21 protein-coding genes are annotated in these 18067 nt (G+C 71.4%); 10 read left to right on the top strand and 11 right to left on the bottom strand.

The features are described 5' to 3' along the window. Positions 1-113 precede the first annotated feature (113 nt). On the top strand, positions 114-947 hold the full coding sequence (locus MED15_RS09655; RefSeq protein WP_091402863.1) for an NUDIX hydrolase: 834 nt from the start codon (positions 114-116) through the stop codon (positions 945-947). An 81-nt stretch (positions 948-1028) separates the two neighbouring features. On the opposite strand, the gene pstB is transcribed toward MED15_RS09655, so the two are convergent. From pstB to MED15_RS09620, 7 genes are all read right to left on the bottom strand, one after another. Beyond that, entirely contained in the window at positions 1029-1805 is a 777-nt protein-coding gene (pstB, locus tag MED15_RS09650; RefSeq protein WP_112584183.1) for a phosphate ABC transporter ATP-binding protein PstB, read from the bottom strand. Positions 1806-1822: 17 nt separating this feature from the next. After that, the gene (gene pstA, locus MED15_RS09645; RefSeq protein WP_112584184.1) at positions 1823-2911 is read right to left on the bottom strand and encodes a phosphate ABC transporter permease PstA; all 1089 of its coding nucleotides are present in this window, start codon (positions 2909-2911) and stop codon (positions 1823-1825) included. Then, positions 2908-3999 carry a phosphate ABC transporter permease subunit PstC gene (gene pstC / locus MED15_RS09640; RefSeq protein WP_112606114.1) on the bottom strand — a complete coding sequence of 364 codons (1092 nt, stop codon included), beginning with the start codon at positions 3997-3999 and terminating at the stop codon, positions 2908-2910. The genes pstA and pstC overlap by 4 nt, the downstream gene beginning before the upstream one ends. Before the next feature lie 38 nt (positions 4000-4037). After that, entirely contained in the window at positions 4038-5144 is a 1107-nt protein-coding gene (pstS, locus tag MED15_RS09635) for a phosphate ABC transporter substrate-binding protein PstS (RefSeq protein ID WP_112584186.1), read from the bottom strand. Positions 5145-5435: 291 nt separating this feature from the next. Continuing rightward, positions 5436-6362, bottom strand: coding sequence for a mycothiol synthase (mshD, locus tag MED15_RS09630; RefSeq protein ID WP_112606117.1), 927 nt, complete (start codon positions 6360-6362; stop codon positions 5436-5438). A 58-nt stretch (positions 6363-6420) separates the two neighbouring features. Beyond that, entirely contained in the window at positions 6421-7284 is an 864-nt protein-coding gene (locus tag MED15_RS09625) for a polysaccharide deacetylase family protein (protein ID WP_112735389.1), read from the bottom strand. A gap of 154 nt (positions 7285-7438) precedes the next feature. Continuing rightward, positions 7439-8158 carry a winged helix-turn-helix transcriptional regulator gene (locus tag MED15_RS09620; RefSeq protein ID WP_181518701.1) on the bottom strand — a complete coding sequence of 240 codons (720 nt, stop codon included), beginning with the start codon at positions 8156-8158 and terminating at the stop codon, positions 7439-7441. A gap of 241 nt (positions 8159-8399) precedes the next feature. On the opposite strand from MED15_RS09620, the gene MED15_RS09615 reads away from it, so the two are divergent. The 7 genes from MED15_RS09615 (at position 8400) to MED15_RS09590 (ending at position 13501) form a co-directional block, all read left to right on the top strand. Continuing rightward, positions 8400-9458, top strand: coding sequence for a hypothetical protein (locus MED15_RS09615; RefSeq protein ID WP_112584189.1), 1059 nt, complete (start codon positions 8400-8402; stop codon positions 9456-9458). Positions 9459-9562: 104 nt separating this feature from the next. Further along, a complete protein-coding gene (locus MED15_RS09610; protein WP_112606123.1) occupies positions 9563-10351 on the top strand; it encodes an LmeA family phospholipid-binding protein in 789 nt (262 codons plus the stop codon). Positions 10352-10456: 105 nt separating this feature from the next. Continuing rightward, the gene (locus MED15_RS34680; RefSeq protein ID WP_310503780.1) at positions 10457-10534 is read left to right on the top strand and encodes an Ms5788A family Cys-rich leader peptide; all 78 of its coding nucleotides are present in this window, start codon (positions 10457-10459) and stop codon (positions 10532-10534) included. A 206-nt stretch (positions 10535-10740) separates the two neighbouring features. Further along, positions 10741-11589 carry a sulfurtransferase gene (locus MED15_RS09605; protein WP_112584191.1) on the top strand — a complete coding sequence of 283 codons (849 nt, stop codon included), beginning with the start codon at positions 10741-10743 and terminating at the stop codon, positions 11587-11589. Between the two features lie 2 nt (positions 11590-11591). Further along, positions 11592-11912, top strand: a complete 321-nt coding sequence (locus tag MED15_RS09600) for a DUF1416 domain-containing protein (RefSeq protein WP_091402852.1) — start codon at positions 11592-11594, stop codon at positions 11910-11912. A gap of 195 nt (positions 11913-12107) precedes the next feature. Further along, positions 12108-12566: a winged helix-turn-helix domain-containing protein gene (locus MED15_RS09595; RefSeq protein ID WP_112584193.1), complete on the top strand. Its 459-nt coding sequence runs from the start codon at positions 12108-12110 to the stop codon at positions 12564-12566. Positions 12567-12637: 71 nt separating this feature from the next. Further along, positions 12638-13501 (top strand): hypothetical protein, encoded by an 864-nt coding sequence (locus MED15_RS09590; RefSeq protein ID WP_112584194.1) that lies wholly within the window; start codon positions 12638-12640, stop codon positions 13499-13501. Between the two features lie 19 nt (positions 13502-13520). Here the strand turns inward: MED15_RS09590 and MED15_RS09585 are convergent, their stop codons facing one another. The 3 genes from MED15_RS09585 to MED15_RS09575 all read right to left on the bottom strand — a co-directional run bounded on the left by MED15_RS09585 (position 13521) and on the right by MED15_RS09575 (position 16406). Beyond that, a complete protein-coding gene (locus MED15_RS09585) occupies positions 13521-15575 on the bottom strand; it encodes an amylo-alpha-1,6-glucosidase (RefSeq protein ID WP_112584195.1) in 2055 nt (684 codons plus the stop codon). Further along, positions 15572-15952, bottom strand: a complete 381-nt coding sequence (locus MED15_RS09580; protein ID WP_112584196.1) for an SCP2 sterol-binding domain-containing protein — start codon at positions 15950-15952, stop codon at positions 15572-15574. The genes MED15_RS09585 and MED15_RS09580 overlap by 4 nt, the downstream gene beginning before the upstream one ends. A gap of 79 nt (positions 15953-16031) precedes the next feature. Beyond that, on the bottom strand, positions 16032-16406 hold the full coding sequence (locus tag MED15_RS09575) for a DsrE family protein (protein ID WP_112584197.1): 375 nt from the start codon (positions 16404-16406) through the stop codon (positions 16032-16034). A 12-nt stretch (positions 16407-16418) separates the two neighbouring features. Here MED15_RS09575 and mtfM point away from each other — a divergent pair, with 12 nt between their 5' ends. Beyond that, positions 16419-16523, top strand: a complete 105-nt coding sequence (mtfM, locus tag MED15_RS34550; protein WP_030327764.1) for a small membrane protein MtfM — start codon at positions 16419-16421, stop codon at positions 16521-16523. A gap of 55 nt (positions 16524-16578) precedes the next feature. Then, the gene (locus tag MED15_RS09570) at positions 16579-17166 is read left to right on the top strand and encodes a heme-binding beta-barrel domain-containing protein (protein WP_091402847.1); all 588 of its coding nucleotides are present in this window, start codon (positions 16579-16581) and stop codon (positions 17164-17166) included. 20 nt (positions 17167-17186) lie between these two features. On the opposite strand, the gene MED15_RS09565 is transcribed toward MED15_RS09570, so the two are convergent. After that, positions 17187-18065: an aminotransferase class IV gene (locus MED15_RS09565; RefSeq protein ID WP_112584199.1), complete on the bottom strand. Its 879-nt coding sequence runs from the start codon at positions 18063-18065 to the stop codon at positions 17187-17189. Positions 18066-18067 lie beyond the last annotated feature (2 nt).

The following is an 18067-nucleotide window of genomic DNA, read 5'->3' as shown; positions in this document are numbered from 1 at the left end:
GCCGGGTCGTGGACCGGGCCCGACGAGTCGTGGACCGGGCCCCGACCGAGCCGACCGCTTCGTGGCTTGGCGCGCGGCAGGCAATCGCGCTGTCGGGAACTAGGCTCGCGGGCATGACGATCGACAGTGACGGCTTCGCCGCCCCGGCCGCCCTGGTCGAGCACGCCCGCCGGTTCCAGGCCGAGGGTGGCACCCCGGCGACGCCGCGGGTCGCCGCCACAGTGCTGCTGCTGCGTCCAACCGACGCCGACTTCGAGGTGTACGTCATCCGCCGGGTCGCCGCGATGACCTTCGGCGGGATGTACGCCTTCCCCGGAGGCGGGGTGGACCGCTCCGACTCGGAGGCGCACCTGGACTGGGCCGGCCCGACGCCGGGCGAATGGGCGGACCGGCTCGGAGTGGCCCCGCAGGCCGCGCAGGCGGTGGTCTGCGCCGCCGCGCGGGAGGTCTTCGAGGAGGCCGGTGTGCTGCTCGCCGGTCCGAACCGGGAAACCGTGGTGGGCGACGTCAGCGGCGACGACTGGGAGGCGGCCCGGCAGGACCTGGAGGGACGGCGGCTGGGCTTCGCGGCGCTGCTCGCCGACCGTCAGCTCACCCTCCGCTCGGACCTGCTGCTGCCGTGGAGCCGGTGGATCACTCCCGAGTTCGAGCCGCGCCGCTTCGACACGTACTTCTTCATCGCCCTGTTGCCGGCGGGCCAGCGGACCCGCGACGTCTCCGGAGAGGCCGACCACACCCTGTGGATCCGGCCGGCGGACGCGCTGGCCCGCGCGCAGGCCGGCGAGCTGACCATGCTGCCACCGACAGTGGTCACGCTGGCCCAGGTGGCGGCGGCCGGCGACCTGGCCGGGGTGGCGCGGGCGGCGGCCGATCGAGACGCCGCCAGCCCGGTCACCCCGCGCCTGGACCTGCCCCCGGACGGCGAACCCCGCTTCGTCCTGGGCTGACCACGGGCCCTGCCGCTGCGCCGGATATGGCACCGGCGCCCACGCCGGGAGGCGGGGCGCCGGTGACCGGACGTGGTCGGCTCAGCCGAAGCGGCCGGTGATGTAGTCCTCGGTCTTCTTCACGCTCGGGTTGCTGAAGATCTTCTGGGTGTTGTCGTACTCGATCAGCCGGCCCGGGTCGCCGGTCTTCTCGATCGAGAAGAAGGCGGTCCGGTCCGAGACACGCGCTGCCTGCTGCATGTTGTGCGTCACGATGATGATCGTGAACTTGTCCTTGAGCTGGAACATCAGGTCCTCGATCGCCAGCGTGGAGATCGGGTCCAGGGCGGAGCACGGCTCGTCCATCAGGACGACCTGCGGCTCGACCGCGATGGTCCGGGCGATGCAGAGCCGCTGCTGCTGACCGCCGGAGAGGCCCGCGCCGGGCTTGCCCAGCCGGTCCTTCACCTCGCCCCACAGGTTCGCGGCGCGCAGGGCCTTCTCGGCCGCGTCCTCCAGGATCGACTTCTTGCGGACTCCGTTGAGCTTCAGCCCGGCCACCACGTTCTCGAAGATGCTCATGGTGGGGAACGGGTTCGGCCGCTGGAAGACCATGCCGATGGTGCGCCGGACCGCTGTGACGTCCACGTCCCGGTCGTAGATGTCCTGGTCGTCGATGGTCAGGCTGCCCTCGACCCGGGCCCCCGGCAGCACCTCGTGCATCCGGTTGATCGACCGCAGGAACGTCGACTTGCCGCAACCGGACGGCCCGATGAGGGCGGTGACCGTCTTCGGTTCGACCGTCAGGTTGATGTTCTCGATCGCCTTGAAGCCGCCGTAGTACGCGGTGACGTTCGAGGCGGAGACGCGCTTGGCCATGGTGGTACCTCCGGGGTTCATCGGCTGAGCCTGTTGCGACGGGCCAGCAGCTTCGCCGCGATCGTCAGGATGAGCACGAGGGCGACCAGGGTGAGTGCCGCGGTCCACGCCCGTGCCGGGGCGTATTTCGACGCGTCACCGGCCTGCTGGTAGACGAAGAGGGACAGCGACGACTGGTTGTTCTCGAAGGGGTTGGTGTTGATCGCGGCGCCACCGCCGGCGACCAGCAGCACCGGCGCGGTCTCACCGGCCGCGCGGGCGATGGCGAGCATGACGCCGGTGACGATGCCGGGCAGCGCCGTCGGCAGGACCACCCGCAGGATGGTCTTCCACTTGGGTACGCCGAGCGCGTACGCGCCCTCACGCAGTGGCGCCGGTACGAGGCGGAGCATCTCCTCGGTGGACCGGACGATGGTGGGCAGCATGAGCACGCTCAGCGCGAGCGCGGCGGCGAAGCCGGAGAAGCTGGGCCGACCGTCGTTGAACCACGGCGACACGATCAGCACCCAGAACGCCAGCACGAAGAGGCCGGAGACGATCGACGGAATGCCGGTCATCACGTCCACGAAGAACCGGATCGCGAAGGCGAACTTGCCGCGCCCGTACTCGACGATGTAGATCGCGCAGAGAACGCCGAGCGGGACGGTGATCAGGGTGGCGATGCCGACCTGCTCCAGCGTGCCGACGATCGCGTGGTACGCGCCGCCGTTGGCGTCCCGGGCCCCGATGTTGTTCATCGAGGTCTGGAAGAAGTTGACGTCCAGTCGGTCGGCGCCCTTGCTGACCAGCGTCCAGACCACCGACACGAGCGGCAGTACCGCCAGCACGAAGGCGGAGTGGATCAGCGCGCTCCAGGTGCGGTTGCGGGCCGACCGGCGCCCCTCGACCGCGTTGGCGGCGGCGAAGAGCCCGACCAGGTAGAGGATCGCACCGAGGACGACCACGAGGACCGGGCCGCCGATGCTGGTGCCGTAGACGAGCACGGCGGAGAGCGCCAGGGCCGCCACGGCGATGGCCGGGGCGGCGTACCAGGGCAGCCGCTTGGCCCGCAGCGAGTCGGGTTGGGCCGGCGGCCGGGTGCGGTGGGAGGTGGCGGTTGTGGTCATGCGGCCGACTCCGTGAACTCCCGGCGGCGGTAGATGATCGCCCGCGCCGTGATGTTGACGATCAGCGTGATGGTGAACAGCACCAGGCCGGAGGCGATGAGCGCGCCCCGGCCGGTCTCGTTCGCCTCGCCGAACGCGTTGGCGATGTTGGCGGCGATGGTGTTGCCGCCGTTCTGGATCAGGTTGAACGAGATGCCGAAGGTGATGCCGAGGGTCAGCGCCAGGGCGATGGTCTCGCCGAGCGCCCGGCCGAGGCCGAGCATCATCGCGGCGATGATGCCGGGACGGCCGTAGGGCAGCACCGCGGTGCGGAGCATCTCCCAGCGGGTGGCGCCCAGGGCGAGGGCGGCCTCCTCGTTCGCGGTGGGGGTCTGGAGGAACACCTCGCGGGAGAGCGAGGTGATGATCGGCAGCACCATGATCGCGAGCACCAGGGCGCCGAGCATGACGGACGCCCCGAAGGGGCCGTCGCCGCCGAAGAGCGGGATCCAGCCGAAGTGCTGGTTCAGCCAGACCGAGAAGTCCCGGACGGGGCTGCTGAAGACGTCCCGCCCCCAGAGGCCGAAGACCACGCTCGGTACGGCGGCCAGCAGGTCGACCAGGAAGCCGAGCGCGGTGCCCAACCGGCGCGGCGCGTAGTGCGAGAGGTAGAGCGCGATGCCGAGCGCCACCGGCACCGCGATGAGCAGTGCGAGCGCAGAGCTGAGCACGGTGCCGAAGGCGAGCGCACCGATGCCGAACTTCGGCTCTGTCTCGTTGGGGGACCAGCCCTCGTAGGACCAGAAGTTTTCGGTGTTGGCGCGTAGGGCCGGCACCGCCTTGGCGACCAGGAAGATCGCGATGGCGGCGATGATGACCAGAACGGCGGTGCCGGCGGCCAGTGTGAGACCGCGGAAGGCCCGCTCGGCACCGAACTTACGGCTGCGCGGCAGCGCGCCGCCGCCGCCCAGCCCGGTGCCGCCCGGGGAACGGGTGCTGACTGGTGCCTCGGCCACACGCGCCGAGGCACCGGCGGGCCACTCGTGACTCTGGGTCACGCGCGTCCCGCCGGTGCCGGCGTCGGCCGAGCGGTGAGGGGTTTCACCCATCTGCTCGCTCGATTCGATTGCGGAGGTGTGGAATCGGGTCAGGAGAGGTTCTTGACCGCGGTCTCGACCTTGGTGCGGACCGTCTCCGGCAGCGGGGCGTAGCCCAGCTCGGTGAGAGAGGCCTGGCCCTCGGCACTGGCGGCGTGGCCCAGCAGGCCCTTGACCAGCTTCAGCTTGTCGGCCGCGAGGCCCTTGCTGCAGACGATCTCGTACGTCGCCAGGACGATCGGGTAGGCCCCGGCCTCCTTGGTGTTGTAGTCGATCTTCAGCTTGAGGTCGTCGCCCTGACCCTCGATGGCAGCGCCAGCGATGGTCTTGCCTGCCGCCTCGGCGGTCAGCGCGGCGAACTCGCCGTTGCCGTTGCCGATCTTCGACATCTTCAGACCGGCGTTCTCGGCGAACGACCACTCCATGTAGCCGATGGAGCCGTCCGCGCCCTTGACCCGGCTGGCCACGCCGTCCGAGCCCTTGGCGCCGGTGCCGCCCGGTGCCTTCCACGCCTTGGCGTTGCCCAGGGTCCAGTCGCTCTCAGCGGTCTTCGAGAGGTACTTGGTGAAGTTGTCGGTGGTGCCCGACTCGTCCGAACGGTGGACGGTCTGAATCGTGGTCGCCGGGAGCTTGGCGTCCGGGTTGTCGGCCTTGATCGTGGCGTCGTCCCACTTGGTGACCTTGCCGGCGAAGATCTTCGCCAGGGTGGCCGGCTTGAGCTGGAGGTTGTCCACGCCGCTGACGTTGTAGGCGACGGCCACCGGGCCGATCACCATCGGCAGGTGGATGGCCTTGCCACCGACGCACTTGGCGTCCGCCTGCGGCTGCTCCTCCGGCTTGAGCGCGGAGTCGGAACCGGCGAAGTCAGCGGTCCCGGCGATGAACGCCTGGATGCCGGCGCCCGAGCCGGAAGCCTCGTAGTTGATCGTGGTGCCCTGGCACTTCTGCTGGTACGCCTTGATCCACTCGGCCATGGCGTTCTTCTGCGCCGACGAGCCCTGGGCGTTCAGCGTGCCGGTAGCGCAGTCGACCGCGGCGGCCGAGCCCGAAGCACTCGCGCCGGAGGCGGGCTCGTTGTTGTCCGAGCCGCATGCACTGAGGCCGAGCGTCGCGGCAAGAGCGAGGCAGGCAATAGTGCCGTACCGCTGGAGCTTCACCTGAGGGGTTTCCCTTCGCGTCTGACTTGGCGCCCCGATCCCGGGGCCCGAGGACCGGCACTGACCGGCTGACACGAAAGTTAGAAGTGCCAGGTAGCCGGTTCGCCGGTCGCAAGTGAACGCAAGGTGAACACGTACGGCACCTGAGGTGACCGCTTGCCGAGGGTGAGTTGTCCGTTAAATGAACCCGGGTACACCTGTCGGAAGTATGGGCATATTTCTGGTTCGGCGTTATCCCGCCGACGCTCGGCCGTTACCCGTCGGTGACGCGCTCGGAGCGGCGGCCGACGGTCAGCCCAGGTGGTAGTTGATGTGCGCGGACCAGCGGGCGAAGCCCAGCCGCTCGTAGAGCGCGACGGCCCCGGTGTTCGAGTCGTCCACGAAGAGCATCACCCGGTCGAGGCCACGCTTGTCCCGCAGGTGTGCCAGTCCGGCGGTGGTCAGGGCCCGGCCGAGCCCGCCACCGTGCGCGGTCGGCTCCACCCCCAGGACGTACACCTCGCCGATCCGGGCCGACCCCGGCCGCTCGTGCACCTTGGTCCAGTGGAAGCCGAGCAGTCGGCCGGTCGCGCTCTCCTCGGCGAGCAGGAAGCCCGCCGGGTCGAACCACGGCTCGGCGAGGCGGACCCGCAGGTCGTCCGACGTCCACCGGCCCTGCTCGGGGTGCTCGGCGAAGGCCCGTGCGTTGAGGGCCAACCAGGCGGCGTCGTCCACCCCGGGCCGGAACGCACGCAGCGTCACCCCGTCGGGCAGGCGCGGCTCACCCAGCGGGGCCGCCAACGGCCGGCGCAACTGCCAGAGCACCCGGGCGCGGGCGAAGCCGAGGTCGACGGCGAGCGCGGCGGCCGAGGGGTGGTCGCCGTGCGCCCACGCCCGCAGCGGCCCGGTGGCCGAGGCGAGGACGCCCCGGGCGAGCGCCCGCCCGGTGCCCCGCCGCCGGTACGCGGGGTGCACCACCAGTTCGACCCCGATCCCGCCGACCGGGTCGGTGGTGTCCAGGTGCGCGTACCCGGTGAGGGTGCCGTCGTCGGCGCGGGCGATCAGATGAACGGCGGGGGCGTCGGGGTCGCGCAGCCGCAGCAGGACGTGTTCGTCGAGCGGGTCCGCTCCGTCCGTGTCACCTGCGGCGCTGGCGAGGGCGAGTACGTCGGCGATCTCCGTCGGCGCCAGTTGGTCGCTCCGGGTCACCTGGTCGCTGGTCGGCTCCGCGCTGCTCATCCCGCCACCGTATCCGTTGCGTGTCGTGACGCCCGGAGCGTCGCCGTAAAGCTGCGGCTCACGTCGGGTCGGTGGGGAGTGCCTCCAGATCGAACCGGGCGGTCAGGTCGGGCAGGATCCGGCGCAGTGCCTCCACCGTGCCCTGCCGGTCCCCACCGGCGTCGTGCAGCAGCACCACCGAGCCCGGTTCGGCCTGGCTCAGCACCGTCGCGGTGATCTTGTTGGCACCGGGTAGCTCCCAGTCCGACGGATCCACCGACCAGTGCAGCGGGGTCATGCCGAGCTGCTGCGCCACCGACACCACCGGGTACGTCCAGGCTCCGCCCGGCTGGCGGTACCAGACGATCGGGGCGTTCGGCACCGCCGCCCGGATCGCCGCGTTGGTGCGCAGGAGGTCGGAGCGGATCGCGTCGGCCGACCGGGCGCCCAGGCCGACATCGTGGTGCCAGGAGTGGTTGCACAGGGTGTGCCCGGCGTCCACGATCGACTGGACCAGTTCGGGGTGGTTCTGCGCGTTCTCGCCGACCACGCAGAACGTGGCCCGCACGTCGTATTCGCGCAGGAGGTCGAGGACCTGCGGCGTGTAGCGCGGGTCCGGCCCGTCGTCGAATGTCAGCGCGAGCCTCGGGGTGCCGGTCGTGGCGTGCGCGCCGAACAGGTTGTCGCCTCCGGCGTCCCGTCCGGACCCGTCCTGGCCGGCCTCGGCCGGGCCGGCGCTGCTGCTCGGGGCTGCGCCCGGCTCGCCAGCGCTGGGCTGGTCGGCGTAGTGCGGTCCGTCGGCGCTCGTGGTGACACCGGTGGACTGCCGAGGCGTCTGGTCGGGGACGAGGCTGCGGCCCAGCACGTACGCGGAGCCGAGCAGCCCCGCCACCACCAGCGTCACGATCCCCGCCGCCCGCGCGGTGGAGCTGCCCCGCGTCACGACTTCCGCCTGGCTTGCCGGTTACGCCGGCCCGTCGCCCCCGTGTGCAGTGCGCGCACCATCGCCCCTTTCTCCGACAAACCCGGCAGTCAGAATAGAGCTGCCAAGCTGCGCAAAAAGGGCATATGGGAAATCGCCCGTAGTGGTCTTTGGATCAGACCGGCAGGGGCGCGTGCTCCGCCTCGGGAAGCGACCGCGACGGCGGAACGACGAACTTGTAGCCGACCTGGCGGACGGTGCCGATCATCGACTCGTACTCCGAGCCGAGCTTGGCGCGCAGTCGCCGGACGTGCACGTCCACCGTGCGGGTGCCGCCGAAGTAGTCGTAGCCCCAGACCTCGCGCAGGAGCTGGTCCCGGGTGAACACCCGGCCCGGGTGCTGGGCCAGGAACTTCAGCAGCTCGAACTCCTTGTAGGTGAGGTCGAGCGGACGGCCCTTGAGCTTGGCCGCGTAGGTATCCGGGTCGATGGTCAGCTCGCCGGCCCGGATCGAGCCACCCGCGCCAGCGGTCGCGTTGCTGAGCCGGCCCACCGCCAGCCGCAGCCGTGCCTCGACCTCGGCGGGGCCGGCCGAGGCGAGGATGACGTCGTCGACGCCCCAGTCGGCGTTGAGTGCGATCAGGCCGGCCTCGGTCACCACCGCGACCAGCGGCACGCCGAGCCCGGTGGCGTGCAACATCCGGCAGGTCGCACGGGCCTCGCTCAACTCCGATCGGGCGTCCACCATCACCGCGTCCGGGCTGGGGCCCGCGACCAGGGTGCGAACATCACGCGGCGCGGTGCGGACCGAGTGCGGCAGCAGGTCGAGCGCCGGCAGTACAGCCGACGGTTCTCCTGCGCGCGCGGTCACCAGCAGCAGGATCTCCACGATCACCTCCGTCCCGGCGGCGCGAGGCCGCACGCGACCAGTCGCACTCATCAAGGAGTGCGCTGAGAAATTGCGTGGTCCCGGCGTCGCTGACGGGCGGGTAACGCGTTGAGCCTAACCGATCGCCTCGGCCGCGCCGTCAGGCCATTTCCCGTTTGTCTACCTTGCCCCTGATCGTGGCCCGGATTTTAACGTCGCTGAAACCCGTGACCACCGCGTCGGGCCGTCGGTCTGGCACGATCGGGTCGTGTTTCCCTCCACCTCGCCCGAGGCCGGCCGCGAATCGTGGCCCGCAGGGCCCCAACCGGGTCCGGCCGCCGCAGCGACGCGCGGCCAACCGCCCGCGCCGCGTACCGGTCCGGCCACCACCGATGGCGACCGCCGCGAACGGGGTGGGCCTCGCCGTGCCCGTCGCGCCGGCGAGCCGGCCCGCCGATCCGAAGAAGAGATCGACGAGCCGGAAGAGGAGGTCATCCCCCCGGTCGCGGTGCACCGTCAACTGGCGCTGACCATCGCCGGCTTCGCCGCGCTGCTCGGTGTCGGCCTGGTGCTCGGCGCGCAGACGTCGGGCCCCGGTCACCGGCTGCCGTTCGCCTTCATCATCTTCGGCGTCCAACTGCTGTTCGTGCTCGCCTGGACGATGGCCATGCGTCCGCCCGCGCTGTTGGTGGTCGCCGGGATCAGCGCCGTGGTCGCGGCGCTGGCCGACATCGCCGCGGTGCAGACCGACGTCGCCGGCCTGGCGCCACTGGGCTACCTGGCCGCCGGCGGGTTCCTCGCCGCCGTGCTCGGCCAGCTGGTTCGTCGGGTCGACCGGGTCCGGGTCACCGACTCCCTCGGTGCCACGCTGCTCATCGTGGTCGGGGTGGTGGCCTTCGGCACCCTGATCGTGCTCAGCCGGATCCCGGCCGGCACCCAGGCGATAACCGTCTGCCTGACCGCGAGCGGTGTCGCGCTCACCGTCGCCCGGCTCACCGACGCCGTGCTGCCCTGGCCCCGGCTCGCCCCGCAGGTGCCCCGGGGCGCCGCAGGCGTGGTGGCCGGCGCGATGGTCGGCACGCTGACCAGCGCCCTCCTCGGCAGCTACCTGGTGGCTCCCTTCACGCCGACCCGGGCCGCCGTGATCGGCCTGGTCGCGGCGGTCACCGCCGTCCTCTCCGACCTCGCCGTGGGGTACGCGGAGGCGGGCCGGTTGATGGCCGGCGAACCGCCCACGATGTGGGTGGCCCGGCACATGCAGGGCCCGCTCGGCGGCTTCGCCCTGGCGGCGCCCGCCGCGTACGCCATGTGCATGCTCTTCCTCTGAGTCACGGTTGAGCGCTGAGCCGGCCGGGTACCTACGGATGCGCCGCCCTGCGGCGTCGGTACGAACGACCCGTCGCGGCGCGACGGGCGGAGACAGGAGGCGGCGTGGCGCAGGACTATCCGGTGGACCAGGCGCGACCCCGACGGCGTGGCCGCAAGCTGCTCATCGGGCTGTTCGTGCTGCTCCTGCTGCTGGCGGCGTTGCTGGTGGTCGCCGATCGGGTGGCGGTCGGGGTCGCCGAGCGGATGATCGGCGACCGCGTACGCCAGGAGATCGCCAAGCAGGGCGCGCAGTCCGCCCCACCTGAGGTGGAGGTGGGCGGAACTCCGTTCCTCACCCAGGTGCTGGATGGCCGTTACCAGCGGATCACCATCAACCTGCGGGACGTGCAGGCCTCGGTCGAGGGCGACGCCGTCCGGCTGCCGGTGCTCGACGTGACCGCCCGCAACGTTCGGGCCTCGCTGGACACCCTGCGCACCGGCCAGGGTGACGTCGTGGCGGACACCGTCAACGGTGCCGGCACGATCAGCTACGAGAGTCTGGCCGCGCTGCTGAACCGCCCGGGTCTCACCCTCGGCGAGCAGAACGGCAAGCTCACCGTCAAGGCCCCGGCCGACATCCTCGGTCAGAAGCTCACCATCAGCGGCACCGCCGACGTCACCGTCGCCGACAACGGCGCTGTCGCCCTGCGGTTCAACGACCTGGACGCCGCGGGTCTGCCGAACCTGCCGCTGGCTCGTGCCTTCCTGAGCAACTACGCCAAGAGCATCTCCATCGACGTTCCCCTGCCGGAGTTGCCGTTCCAGCTCGCGGTCCGGGAGGTCCGTCCACTGCCGGAAGGGCTGGCGGTCACCGCCGACGCGAAGAACGTGCCGATCAACTCCGCTGGCTGACGCCGGAGGCGTGGTGGGACGCCGAAATCCTCGGCGATCCCGGCGATTCCCGGATGGTGGTCGGCCCAGTGGCAGCACGGTCACTGGCTGGTAGGCTCCCTGGCCATGGGGACCCACCTCACCAAACGGCGCGCGGTCGACCTGTGCCGCGTGGCCACCTGCCTGTGTCGCCCCGTCATCTGACGGCGGGGCTGTCTCCGGCCGCCTGACGGCGGCCACCGGCACAGGGTTCTCGCACCCTCCGGTTATCCCACCGAACGCCCGGCAGCGGCGCCGTCGCACGAACCCGTGATCCCGTCCTTCCGCTGGGTCCCGCGCGTGGTGCGACAGTTACACCCATCGATTCGCGCGCGTTGGCTCACCATCCATCCTCACCAGGGAGTGATTCGATGAGTCGCGACACCGCACTCGTTTCGGCCGAGTGGGCCGAGAAGAACCTCGACGCCCCGGGCGTCGTCTTCGTCGAGGTCGACGAGGACACCTCGGCCTACGAGACCGGCCACATCGCCGGTGCCATCAAGATTGACTGGAGGACCGACCTCCAGGACCAGGTTCGCCGGGACTTCGTCAACAAGACGCAGTTCGAGGCGCTGCTCTCCGAGCGGGGCATCAGCAACGACGACACCGTCATCCTGTACGGCGGCAACAACAACTGGTTCGCCGCGTACGCCTACTGGTACTTCAAGCTCTACGGCCACCGTGACGTGAAGCTGCTCGACGGCGGCCGCAAGAAGTGGGAGCTGGACGCCCGCCCGCTCGTCACCGACGCGGTGTCCCGCCCGGCGACGCAGTACGTCGCGCAGGAGCCGGACACCTCCATCCGGGCCTTCCGCGACGAGGTCGTCGCCGCGATCGGCACCAAGAACCTGGTCGACGTGCGCAGCCCCGACGAGTTCGCCGGTCGCCTGCTCGCCCCCGCCCACCTGCCGCAGGAGCAGGCGCAGCGGGCCGGCCACATTCCCACCGCCATCAGCGTGCCGTGGTCCAAGGCGGCCAACGAGGACGGCACCTTCCGGTCCGACGACGAGCTGCGCAAGATCTACGGCGACGCGGGGCTCGACGACGGCAAGGAGACCATCGCGTACTGCCGGATCGGCGAGCGCTCGTCGCACACCTGGTTCGTGCTCCAGGAGCTGCTGGGTCACCGCAACGTCAAGAACTACGACGGCTCCTGGACCGAGTACGGCTCGCTGGTCGGTGTGCCGGTCGCGCTCGGCGACGAACCCGGGGAGGCCTGATCATGACTCTTCCCACCGCTGCAGGTTGCGCCGCACCGGACCAGGCCGCGCCGCTGCCGGCCAGCCTGGACCTGGAGAAGGAAACCGTCATCACCGGCATCGTCCGTTCCGCCGAGGCCGAGCCGGTGCCGGGCGCGTACGTCCGGCTGCTCGACTCGACCGGTGAGTTCACCGCCGAGGTGGTCACCTCGGCTGCCGGGCAGTTCCGGTTCTTCGCCGCGCCGGGTTCCTGGACGCTGCGGGCGTTGTCCCGGCACGGCAACGGCGACACCGCTGTCACTGCCGGCCGAGGCGTCAACGAGGTTGCCGTCACCGTCGCCTGACCCACTGCTCTGATCGACCGGGGCCGGTCACCCTCCCGGGGGTGGCTGGCCCCGGTCGTTTCTTCGTAGCGCGCCGGCACGCCGGGGCGGGTGCCGAAATCCATCGGCATACGTCACTATCTACTGGTGGATTTCAGGGATGAAAGCGGCGGGTCCGACGAAGCGGTCCCCATCGTCCTCTGCGTGGGCACGGACATGTCGCTGCGGGAGCGGGTGCTGAGCCAACTCGACGGGCGCGCCCCGGTGCACAGCTGTTCCGATCTGACCGAGCTACGCGAGCTGTTGTCGTCGCCGACGGGCTCGGCGCCGGTCAGTTCCACAGTCCTTCCGCTCACCGAGGCGCGGGGCCTGGTGAAGTGGGGTGAGCTGGTCGTCGACCGGGCCGGACACCGGGTCACCTGGCGCGGCGAGGTGCTCCCGCTGACCCCCACCGAACGGGACTTGCTCACAGTGCTCATCGGCCCACCGCTGGTGGTGTGGAGCTACGAGCGGCTCTGCGTCTCCGCGCTGGGCGGTGCGGACACCGCAGCGCTGCAATCCACCATCAGACGGCTTCGTCGCAGGCTGCGGGGCCTCCCGGGCGGACCGCAGGTGCACACCGTGCGAGGCATCGGCTACCGGCTCGACCCGCCGCCCCGGCTGAACGACCACTGACCCGCAGTCGCTGCATCGGGCCGACCGCCTCCGCTGCCGGCCCGGCGGCGGGCGCGTGACACCATGGCCGGGTGAGCGGTGCTGTCCAGACGGGTTGGGCCTCTTCGGCCGGCCCTGCCGCGCCGACACCGGCCCGGTCTCGGCGGCGTTGGCTGCTGGCCGTAACAGTGGCCTGGGCGGTGCTGCTGGGCGGGCTCACCTGGACATCGGTGCGGAACGACCCGCCGACCGTGCGCGAACAGCGTTCCCTCGATCAGGCCGGCCCGGTGGTCGACCGGGCGGTCGGCGAGTTGGCCCGTGCGGCAGGTGCGGCCGGTCTGCTGGAACTGGGCCCCGCGCGGGTCGCGTCCGGCTGCCGGGTAACCCCGTTCGCCGACGGGGCAAGGCTGCGGCGCGAGGTAGGGGTGCTCGCGTCCGCCGGTGACGAGCGGGCCGTGCTGGCCGGCATCGCCGAGCGGCTGCCGGCGAGCTGGCGCGCCGGGGTCGGGCCCGGCGTGGACGGCCCCGAGCTGCGCGCCGACGCCGGTGAATTCGTGGCCATCGAGGGCCGGCCGACCGTCGACGGCCGGGTGCGACTGGTCGTCGACACCGGTTGCCGGCCGGTCGGCGCCGGCTACACGCCGCCCCCGGCCACCGTTGGCGGCCCGGAGACCGCTGCGCTGACAGCCGCGCTGCGGGCCCTCGACCGGCCGGGCGACGCCGCGTCGGAGCTGGTCATCGCGCCCTGCCCGGGCGGCGGGCTCGCCCGTACCGCATGGTCCGCGAACGGTCCCGGCCCGGCGGCCTCGACTGCCGCACTCGCCCCGCTGGCCGGCAACGCCCCACTGCTGGACCAACCCCCGCTGTACGCGTACCGCAGCGGTGCCGTCACGGTGCTGGCCGAGATCAGCCCGGACGCCACCCGAGTGGCCGCCACCGTCGGCTGCCCGGGCTGAGCCGGGCGGCCCGCCCGGGTCAGCCGTCGTCCGGCTGGTCCTCCGGGTCACGGCTGCGGCCCAACGCGTCGACCATGCCCCACCGGCCGGGGATGTCCAGCAGCTCGACCCGGCCCATCCCCGGTGGCACGGCCGGGTCGATGATCAGGTGCTCGCCCTGCGGCTCCAACCCCAGCATCACCCGCAGGAGCAGCAGTGGGGTGCCTGTCGACCAGGCCTGCGGGCTGCACGCGGTCGGGTACTCCACCGGGTAGTCGGTGAGGTCGCGGGCGTAGCCGGCGAACGCCTCCGGCAGCCGACCGTCGAAGTACCGGGACGCGGCCAGCATCGTGTCGCAGAGCAACCCTGCCTCCTCCCGGAAGCCGTACCGCCACAACCCCCAGGCGATGATCGAGTTGTCGAACGGCCAGACGGTGCCCACGTGGTAGCCGATCGGGTTGTACCGCCCCTCGTCCGCGGCGAGCGTCCGCACCCCCCAGCCGGAGAACAGTCGTGGCCCGAGCAGATGCTCGACCACCTTGCCGGCGCGCGACTCGTCCACGATGCCGCTCCACAGCAGGTGCCCGATGTTCGAGGTCAGCGCGTCCACCTGCCGGCCGTCGGCGTCCAGCGCGAGCGCGTAGTACTCGCGGTCGGCGATCCAGAAGTCCCTGTCGAACCGCCGTTTGAGGTCGGCGGCCTGCCGCTCCAGCTCGTCGGCGAACTCCGGATCGTTCCAGAAAGTCCGGGCCAGCCGGGCGGCCCGGACTTTCGCGTCGTACGCGTAGCCCTGCAACTCACAGGTTGCCCGGGGGAAGCCGGGCAGCTGACCGTCGGCGTACGAGATGGCGTCCCAGGAGTCCTTCCAGCACTGGTTCTGCAGGCCGGTCTCGGGGTTGCGGGTCTGGTACCAGAGGTAGCCGGTGCCGAGCAGGTCACCGTAGGTGTCGATCCACTGCAACGCCGCGCGGACCTGCGGCTCCAGCTTGCGGACGAGTGCGGTGTCACCGGTCCACCGCTCGTACTCGTCGAGCAGGATGATGAACAGGGGAGTCGAGTCGGCCGACCCGTAGTACGGCGAGTGAGGTTGCTCCTCGAAGCCGGCGGTCTCCCCGTACCGCAGCTCGTGCAGGATCTTGCCGGGCTCCTCGTCCCGGAAGTCGTCCACCCGGTGCCCCTGCAACCCGGCCAGCATCAGGATGGTCGGCGGGACCAGCTCCGGCAGGAACGGCAGCACCTGCAACGAGGTGATGATGCTGTCCCGACCGAACAGGGTCATGAACCAGGGGAGTCCCGCGGCGATCAGCCGTACGCCCAGGGCGATCGACTCGTAGCGCAACGCGGCCAGGTCGTTGAGGCTGCGCCGGTACGCCCCGGCCAGCGGCTCGCAGTCGCAGCCGAGCTTCGGCGCCCGGTCGATCAGCTCCTGCTGCTCGGCCCGGATGGCGTCCGCGCTGCGGCTGCCGCCGTAGGGCAGGGTGGCCCGGATGTCCTCGCCCCGGGCCCCGAAGACGACGCTGGACACGTGCAGCCGGGTGCTCCAGCTGTCGTTGCGGGCGATCCGGATCCGGAAGGTCATCCCGGTGTCGTCGACCTGCGCCGGCGCGGTGCTGCTGACCACCATCTCCCGGTGGAACGCCTCCCGCCGGTAGGTCAACCGCAGCTCGTTCTCGGCGACCGTGACGGTGGTCCGGCCCCGCTTCTGCCGAGAGTTCTTGATCTCGAACAGGTCGGCGAAATCGGCCCCGATCTCGATCCGGAGGGTGCACTCGACCTCCGCGCCGAGGTGGTTCAGCACTGTCAGCTCCTCCTCGAAGCTGCCCACGATCGCCCGGCTGCGGATCACCGACGCCTTGGCGTCCAGATAGTGCGTGGGTTCGCCGGGGGCGAGGAAGAACTTGGTGCGGTACGACTCGACATCGTCGACGGAGAGGGCGTGCAGCCGTTCGCCGTCCAGGGTGAGCACCCACTTGGACAGGAAGCGGGTGTCGAAGGAGAACAGCCCGGTGGGGAAGTCGTAGGACGGTTCGATGTCCCCACGCCGGTCGCTCACCAGGAAGGTGTTGCCGTCCAGAATGCTGACGAGGTCCTTCACCTGAGTCGCCCGGCTGCTCGACGGGCCGTTTCGCGGGGGTCGCGGGTGCCGGGCGGGTTCGGAAAGAACCGGCGGAAGGCGAGGAAGAGCACCACGTTCCCGCTGAACGTGCTCTCGTTGCGCAGCACCGCCGCGACCCCCTGGGCCTCACCGCTGATCAGCCGGTCGAAGAGGGCGGCGCTGCTGTACCAGATCGCGTCGGCCGGGCCGCGTCCCCGGCTGACCTGCACCGACCCGGGCCGCATCCGGACCAGCCAGTGTTCGGTGCGGTGGTCCTCGCCGAGGTCGATCTGGAGGGTGCCGTCGGCCAGGCCGCCCAGGACCTCGGCGGCGCGCGACGGCAGTGCCTCGAAGAACCTCTCCGCCGCCTCGGTCACATCCGAATCGTAGGCAGCCGTCCGAGATGTCGGGTCGGTATCGGCACTCCGCTCGGATCGACCCACCGCCGCCGTGCGGTCAGTAGACGAGTGCCTGCGCGCCCTCGGCCAACGCCTCCTCGACGAAGACCGCGGCACCGGCGATCCGGACCCCGGGGAGTACGTCGTCCGGGCCGATCTCCCGTCGGGCCGCGCACTGCGTGCAGGCGGTCACCCGGCCGCTGGTCAGGATGACGTGCAACAGCTCGGCCAGGGGCGCGGAGTGCGGCAGGTCGAACTGCTGGGCGCGACCGGGCAGCGCGAACCAGGTGGACTCACCGGTCAGCCAGAGCGAGACGTCCACCCCGGCCGCTACCGCCGTCGCGGCGACGGTGAATGCCTGCGCGCACCGCTCCGGGGCGTCCGCCCCTGCGGTGGCCTTGACGACGAGAGTGCGGGCCATGTGGCCCAGCATAGGATGGCCGGGATGGTTACCGAGATCGGGTTTGTCAGCCTGCTGGTCGCTGGCCTGGGCGGGCTCGCCGGTGGCCTGGTCTACCTTGCCGTACGCATTTCGAGAGGACGCTGGTGAGCGCGAGGAGTGAGCCGGGCCTGCGAGCCCCGCAGTCGCGAACGAAGGTGGCCCTGTGAGCGAGAACCCGCTGCAGCCGCCGTGGCTGAACGCGCCGCCGGTCGAGGAGTACCCGTTCGAGGAGAGCCACGACCTGCGGGTCGGGCCGAAGCTGCACCCCGCGCTGGATGCCCTGCTGCCGTACATCGGTCTGTGGCGCGGTCGGGGCAAGGGCGGTTTCCCCACCATCGAGGATTTCGACTACGCGCAGGAGATCCGGATCAGCCACGACGGCCGACCGTTCCTGCACTACGAGTCGCGTGCCTGGATCCTCGACGAGCAGAGCAAGCCGGTCCGTCCGGCCGGCCGCGAGGTGGGCTGGTGGCGGCCGGTGCTGGTGGATGGGCGGGCGACCGACGAGCTGGAGGCGCTGCTGACCACCCCGACCGGGGTGATGGAGCTGCACCTGGGCAAGCGCACCGGCACGCAGCTCGAGTTCGCCACCGACGCGGTGATCCGGACTCCGACCGCCAAGGAGGTCACCGGCGGGCACCGGCTCTTCGGCATCGTCGAGGGTGCGCTGCTCTACGCCCAGGAGATGGCCGCCATGGGGCACGGGCTCAGTCCGCACCTCTCCGCCCGACTCGTCCGGGTCGGCGGCTGACCTCGACGGTCGGTGGCCGGCTAGACGGGGAAATTCAGCAGGGCCTGTAGGGCGGGGGTACGCGGGCAGCGAGCCCGCCGTACTCCGTCCAGCGTGTGGACCTCGGCGGCTCCGCGCAGCGACGAGGTGAACCACACGCCGTCCGCCGCGTGCAGTTCGGCGGCGCTGACCATCCGTTCGGCGGCGCCCAGGCCCAGCTCGCTCGCGTGGGCGAGCAGCCAGGCCGCGGTGGTGCCGGCGAGGATGCCGGTGCTGGCGGCCGGCACCGTGCAGAGGGTGTCGTCTGTGAGCCACACCACATTGGCGGTGGGGCCCTCCAGCGCGTACCCGTCTGAGGAGATCCAGAGCACGTCGTCCACGCCGGCCCGGCGGGCCCAGCGGCGGGCGGCGCTGCTGACCGCGTACGACGTGGACTTGATGCCGACCGGCAGCCAGGTCAGCCCACTGCGGGCGGCGGCGGGCAGCCCCAGCGGCAGGGTGGCCACAGTGATTCCGTCCCGCCGGGCGGCCCTGGAGGCCGCCGGCACCGGGGCCAGCGTGGCGTAGATGGTGGGCGGACCGCCGGCCTCCGGGCCTCGGGTGCAGACCAACCGAAGTGCCCCCTCCACAGCTGCTGGCCAGCCTGTCCGCACCTGATCCAGCAGGTCGATCAGGGCGCTGGTGGGGGGCAGTGGCAGCTCGACGGCGGCGGCCGCCGTGGCCAGGCGGGCCAGGTGTTCGTCGCGCAGCCACGGTTGGCCGCCCCGCAGGTGCATGGTCTCGAAGAGGCCGTCGCCGTGCAGCACCCCGAGGTCGTCACCCCGAAGCACCGGGTCGCCGGGCGGCACCGGGCCACGCCCCAGGACGGCGATCCGCGCGGGCGGGTCGGCCGCGTTCTTCCCGACGGACGACCTCACCATGA

It is taken from the genome of Micromonospora noduli (assembly GCF_003264475.1).
Taxonomy (GTDB): Bacteria; Actinomycetota; Actinomycetes; order Mycobacteriales; family Micromonosporaceae; genus Micromonospora; species Micromonospora noduli.
The sequence above is the reverse complement of the archived record's forward strand: the minus strand, read 5'-3'. Positions and strand labels throughout refer to the sequence as shown.

Excerpts from the sequence above, each read along its gene's own strand:
- MED15_RS09655 (WP_091402863.1), top strand. The coding sequence starts at position 114 with ATGACGATCGACAGTGACGGCTTCGCCGCCCCGGCCGCCCTGGTCGAG.
- pstB (WP_112584183.1), bottom strand. The coding sequence starts at position 1,805 with ATGGCCAAGCGCGTCTCCGCCTCGAACGTCACCGCGTACTACGGCGGC.
- pstA (WP_112584184.1), bottom strand. The coding sequence starts at position 2,911 with ATGACCACAACCGCCACCTCCCACCGCACCCGGCCGCCGGCCCAACCC.
- pstC (WP_112606114.1), bottom strand. The coding sequence starts at position 3,999 with ATGGGTGAAACCCCTCACCGCTCGGCCGACGCCGGCACCGGCGGGACG.
- mshD (WP_112606117.1), bottom strand. The coding sequence starts at position 6,362 with ATGAGCAGCGCGGAGCCGACCAGCGACCAGGTGACCCGGAGCGACCAA.
- MED15_RS34680 (WP_310503780.1), top strand. The coding sequence starts at position 10,457 with ATGGGGACCCACCTCACCAAACGGCGCGCGGTCGACCTGTGCCGCGTG.
- MED15_RS09605 (WP_112584191.1), top strand. The coding sequence starts at position 10,741 with ATGAGTCGCGACACCGCACTCGTTTCGGCCGAGTGGGCCGAGAAGAAC.
- MED15_RS09600 (WP_091402852.1), top strand. The coding sequence starts at position 11,592 with ATGACTCTTCCCACCGCTGCAGGTTGCGCCGCACCGGACCAGGCCGCG.
- MED15_RS09595 (WP_112584193.1), top strand. The coding sequence starts at position 12,108 with ATGTCGCTGCGGGAGCGGGTGCTGAGCCAACTCGACGGGCGCGCCCCG.
- MED15_RS09575 (WP_112584197.1), bottom strand. The coding sequence starts at position 16,406 with ATGCTGGGCCACATGGCCCGCACTCTCGTCGTCAAGGCCACCGCAGGG.
- mtfM (WP_030327764.1), top strand. The coding sequence starts at position 16,419 with ATGGTTACCGAGATCGGGTTTGTCAGCCTGCTGGTCGCTGGCCTGGGC.
- MED15_RS09565 (WP_112584199.1), bottom strand. The coding sequence starts at position 18,065 with ATGGTGAGGTCGTCCGTCGGGAAGAACGCGGCCGACCCGCCCGCGCGG.